Source organism: Rathayibacter sp. AY1C9 (assembly GCF_002932315.1).
Taxonomy (GTDB): Bacteria; Actinomycetota; Actinomycetes; order Actinomycetales; family Microbacteriaceae; genus Rathayibacter.
This window is the reverse complement of sequence record NZ_PSVZ01000054.1, coordinates 1-3600: the sequence shown is the minus strand read 5'-3', so window position 1 is coordinate 3600 and position 3600 is coordinate 1. Positions and strand designations below refer to the sequence as shown.

Genomic DNA, 3600 nt, shown 5'->3' with positions numbered 1-3600 from the left:
CGATCAACCGCACCTGGATCGACCTGCTGACCGTCTCGGCGAACTCGTCCGGCTCCTGCACGAGCTGCAGCCCGCCGGACGAGTTCGCCGAGACGGTCAGCAGGTCGATCCAGGTGCGGTTGATCGAGGGAACCCGACCGCCGAAGTACTTGAAGTAGAGGGGCACGGAGGGGTCGAGCCAGATGCTCGACCGGCCGTCGCCGACCGCCGGGTCGTCCCGCCAGGAGAAGAAGAAGCTCTCGCGGCGGCGCAGCTTGTTGGCGATGACGATCTGGACGTGCGTGAGCGTGCGGTCGTCGAACTCGATCTCGACTCCCGAGGCTCCGTAGAGCAGCTTCCCCATGGGGGCCTCCCGGCCGCCCGTCGCCGGGCGGTGCATGACGGTGCCCGCGGGCACGAGAAGCGGGACCGTTCCGGCGCCCGCCGTGGACCGGGCGGCTCTTATCCGGACGCGGGCGCCCGGGCTCGGAACCGCCCGGTGACGACTCTAGGCGAGGCGGCGCGGGCGCGCGGGATCCTCGTCCGATTCCCGAACACCGGGCTCCTCCGGCCGGAAGGACGACCGGTCCGGAGGCGCGCCCGGCGCCCGGCCGGATCCGGGCGAGACGCGCCGGGGCACTGCCGCGCGCATGTCGGAGGTCGGACGTACGGTACCCGCATGATCGAATGCGCACTCTGCGGAACCGACGCCGTCGTCCTCGACCGCTCCGGCGGCCGCGACACCGAGGAGGAGCTCGTCGTGCTCTGCGCCGACTGCACCCCGGGCGAGATCACCCAGGCCCTCGAGGCCGGGCTGCTCGAGCCCGCTCGACGCAGCGCGCACGCCCGCGCCGCCTAGAGAGCGGCACGTCGGACGGAGTGCCCCCACTGGGACTCGAACCCAGACTGAGACGATTTTAAGTCGTCTGCCTCTGCCGATTGGGCTATGGGGGCGACCACCGGGAGGAACGACCCTCCCGGCGGCGGTGTCAGGACTTGGCGGGCTCGCCGCCGACCGGGACCGGAGCACCGGCCTGGCCGGGGATCTGCGCCGGGGCCTGCGCGGCCGGAGCCTCGGCGGCCGGGGCCGCCGGACGCGGACGCGACGCGTAGGTCTCGAAGGAGCCGCGGGGGTACTCGCGGGCCTCGATCGAGGCGATGTCGCGGCCGAGCCAGAGGTTGTTCCACCAGCCCCAGACCACGCGGAACTTGCGCTCCCACGAGGGCATGGCGAGACCGTGGTAGCCGCGGTGCATCACCCAGGCGGGGAAGCCCTTCACAGCGATCTTGCCGGACTGGAACACGCCGATGCCGATGCCCAGGCCCGCGACCGCGCCGAGGTTCTTGTGCACGTAGTCGACCGGCTCCTCGCCGCGGAGCACCGCGGTGATGTTCTTGGCCATGAGCTTGCCCTGGCGGACGGCGTGCTGGGCGTTCGGCACGCAGAAGCCGCCGACGCCGCCGCCGGTGAGGTCGGGGACGGCCGTCGCGTCGCCGGCGCCCCAGGCGCCCTCGACGAGCACGTCGTCGTGGCCGACGCGGAGGTCGGCGCGCACGCGCAGGCGGCCGCGCTCCTCGATGGGCAGGTCGGAGTTCTTGATCGACGGGTTCGCCATGACGCCCGCGGTCCAGATGATGAGGTCCGACTCGAAGCTCTCGCCCGTCGACAGCTGGATGACGCCGTTCTCGGCCGACTTGAGCTGCGTGTCGAGGTGCACGGTGGCGCCGCGCTGGTCGAGGTTCTTCAGCACCCAGTGGCTCGTCTCGAGGGCGACCTCGGGCATGATCCGGCCCATCGCCTCGATGAGGTGGAACTGCGTCTCCTCGAAGTCGATCTCGGGGTAGCGCTTGAGCAGCGCGCTCGCGAAGGAGCGCAGCTCGGCGAAGACTTCGATGCCCGCGAACCCGCCGCCGACGACCGTGACGGTCAGCAGGCGCGAGCGCTCGGGGCCAGCGGGGAGCGACGCGGCCTTGTCGAAGTTCGTGAGCATGCGGTCGCGGATCGCGGTCGCCTCCTCGATCGTCTTCAGGCCGATCGCGTTGTCGGCGACGCCCGGGATCGGGAAGGTGCGCGAGACGGAGCCGGCGGTGACGACGATCTGGTCGTACTCGAACTCGTAGGGCTCGCCCACGGTCGGGGTGATCGTCGCGGTGCGGTTCGCGTGGTCGATCTTCGTCACCTTGGCGGCGAGGATCGCGGTCTTCTTGAGGTGGCGGCGGAGCGAGACGATCGCGTGGCGCGGCTCGATCGACCCCGCGGCGACCTCGGGGAGGAAGGGCAGGTACGCCATGTAGGGCAGCGGGTCGACGATCGTGACCTCTGCCTCGTGCGGGCGGAGCTGCTTCTCGAGCTTCCACGCGGTGTAGAAGCCGGCATAGCCGCCTCCGACGATCAGGATTCTGGGCACGGTTGACTCTCCAAGAGGGATGGACAATGCGAACACCCTCACGCAATGCGAAGTGCCCGCTCTCGATGCGGTGGGCAGCACTGACCCCGACTGGGAATCAGCTTAGCGAAGAGCGCGCCGGTGGTGGCGCCTCCGTGGCTCCGGTAGGAGCGGCTACGCGTCGAGCGGCCTGCAGGCGCAGCGCTCGGGAGACCAGTCGGCGCGGGCCAGGGCCAGATCGCCGATCGGATTGACGCCGGGGCCCGCCGCGAGGGCGTGCGCGGCGAGGGCGTGGAGGCACTTCACCCGCGAGGGCATGCCCCCGGAGGAGATGCCCGCGATCTCGGGGACGGAGCCGACGCTCTCGCGGTCGGCCAGGAACGCCCGGTGCGCAGCGGCGTACGCCTCGCGCAGCTCCTCGTCCTCGGCGAGCATCGCGTTGTACTCGACCATGACCTGGGTGGCCTCGAGCTGCGAGATCGCGGCCGTCGCGGCGGGGTGGGTCAAGTAGTAGAAGGTGGGGAACGGCGTGCCGTCGGACAGGCGGGGGCTCGTGGAGACCACCGTCGGGTCGCCGCAGACGCAGCGTGCGCTGATCCCGACGACGTCCCGGGCGGGACGGCCCAGCTGGGCGGAGACGACCGCGATGTCGCGCTCGGACGGCGGATCGAAGGGGGGCGTGGTCACGGGGGCTCCAGAGGACGGACGGCCGGGAGGACGCTCCAGTGTACGCGGGGTCGGGCGGGAGCTACGGAGTCGGGCAGGAGCTACGGAGTCGGTGTCAGCTCGTCGGCGGTCGGCTCGCCGAGGCCCGAGACCGCGATCGAGGACAGCAGGGATCCGGCCCAGTCGCTCGGGGTCTCCTGCACCGTGTCGCTCGCGGGCTGCTGCGCCTGCTGGGCGAGCGTCACGTCGTCGAGCACGAGGTAGCTCACCTCGCCGGGCATCACGAAGTACAGCCGCTCGCGGGCCTGCGCGCGGATGAACGCCGGGTCGGACCAGCGGGTGCGCTGCTCGTCGAGGTTCTGCGCCTGGGTCTTGGCCGCGTCGACCGAGCGCTGCAGCTCGGCGATCTCGGCGCGCTGCTCGACGAAGTTCTTGATGCTCGGGGCGAGCACGACCACCGCGAGGATCATGATCCCCATCACCAGCAGCGTGAAGCCGGAGCCGCGGGGCGCCGCGTCCTCGTGCACCTCCAGCATCGTCTCGCCGTACTCGAGGGTCGCCTGCTCGC

Annotated in this window: 5 protein-coding genes and 1 tRNA gene; 1 reads left to right on the top strand and 5 read right to left on the bottom strand. The window is 71.4% G+C overall.

Translation table 11 applies throughout. The annotated features are described in order from the left end of the window. Positions 1-343, bottom strand: a 343-nt coding sequence (locus C5D09_RS16940) for an ATP-dependent DNA ligase (RefSeq protein WP_104269824.1), incomplete at its 3' end; no start/stop codon positions are given. A 315-nt stretch (positions 344-658) separates the two neighbouring features. On the opposite strand from C5D09_RS16940, the gene C5D09_RS16935 reads away from it, so the two are divergent. Beyond that, positions 659-838, top strand: coding sequence for a hypothetical protein (locus C5D09_RS16935; RefSeq protein WP_104225020.1), 180 nt, complete (start codon positions 659-661; stop codon positions 836-838). Positions 839-859: 21 nt separating this feature from the next. Here the strand turns inward: C5D09_RS16935 and C5D09_RS16930 are convergent. The 4 genes from C5D09_RS16930 to C5D09_RS16915 all read right to left on the bottom strand — a co-directional run. Beyond that, a tRNA-Leu gene (locus C5D09_RS16930) sits at positions 860-933 on the bottom strand. Positions 934-968: 35 nt separating this feature from the next. Beyond that, positions 969-2387, bottom strand: a complete 1419-nt coding sequence (locus C5D09_RS16925; protein WP_104225019.1) for an NAD(P)/FAD-dependent oxidoreductase — start codon at positions 2385-2387, stop codon at positions 969-971. A gap of 153 nt (positions 2388-2540) precedes the next feature. Next, positions 2541-3053 (bottom strand): DUF501 domain-containing protein, encoded by a 513-nt coding sequence (locus C5D09_RS16920; RefSeq protein WP_104227430.1) that lies wholly within the window; start codon positions 3051-3053, stop codon positions 2541-2543. Positions 3054-3133: 80 nt separating this feature from the next. Continuing rightward, positions 3134-3600, bottom strand: a 467-nt coding sequence (locus tag C5D09_RS16915) for a septum formation initiator family protein (RefSeq protein ID WP_104269823.1), incomplete at its 5' end; no start/stop codon positions are given.